This is a genomic window from Arthrobacter sp. JCM 19049 (assembly GCF_001310435.1).
Genome location: NZ_BAXF01000800.1, coordinates 1 through 755, shown reverse-complemented (window position 1 = coordinate 755; position 755 = coordinate 1). Strand labels below are relative to the sequence as shown.

Here is a 755-nt window from a genome sequence, read left to right as displayed (position 1 = left end):
AGCACCAACCCCGGCACCCCGACGCCCGGGGCCCCGGAACCCCCGGGCAGAGCCAACCAAGGGCCTACCGCTGCATGAACTTGCAGCGGTACCGGCCCTTGGGCTTACACTGCGAACAACACCGCGGCCGCCGGCATCAGCAGTCCTGCCGGCCGGCATTGTCATCCAGATGGAAGGACCCTCTTCGTGCCCCACAACCAGCACCCCAGCGACGAATTCTCTCCGCGCACCGTGGTCTCCTCGCAGACCGTCTACGACGGGCTGATCTGGGATGTGCTGCACGATGAGGTGGACCTGGCCCCCGGCGGGCCGCGCATCACCCGCGACTACGTCTCCCACCCCGGGGCGGTGCCGTGGTGGTCCTCGATGAGCGGGACCGCGTGCTGCTGATCAACCAGTACCGCCACCCGGTGGGCATGACCCTGTGGGAGCTTCCTGCCGGACTGCTGGACGTGGAGGGCGAAGCCCCGCTGCGCGCCGCCCAGCGTGAGCTGTGGGAGGAGGCCGATCGCACCGCCGCGCAATGGGCGGTGCTCACCGACGTGTTCCTCTCCCCGGGCTCCTCCTCCGAGGCGATGCGCATCTTCCTGGCCCGCCAGGCCAGCGAGGTGGCCACCGCGGAGCGTTTCAAGCGCACCGATGAGGAAGCGGAGATGCGTTCGGACTGGGTGCCGCTGGATGAGGCGCTGCAGGCGGTGCTGGGCGGGCGGATTCACAACCCCTCCGCGGTGGTCGGGATCCTGGCCGCCCACGCG

Annotated in this window: 2 protein-coding genes; both read left to right on the top strand. The window is 70.1% G+C overall.

Translation table 11 applies throughout. The features are described from left to right. Nucleotides 1-186 precede the first annotated feature (186 nt). Nucleotides 187-390, top strand: coding sequence for a hypothetical protein (locus tag JCM19049_RS22850; protein ID WP_054822069.1), 204 nt, complete (start codon nt 187-189; stop codon nt 388-390). Beyond that, nucleotides 381-755 (top strand): NUDIX domain-containing protein (locus JCM19049_RS16360; RefSeq protein WP_306420836.1); only part of this gene is annotated, 375 nt, incomplete at its 3' end. The genes JCM19049_RS22850 and JCM19049_RS16360, both read left to right, overlap by 10 nt.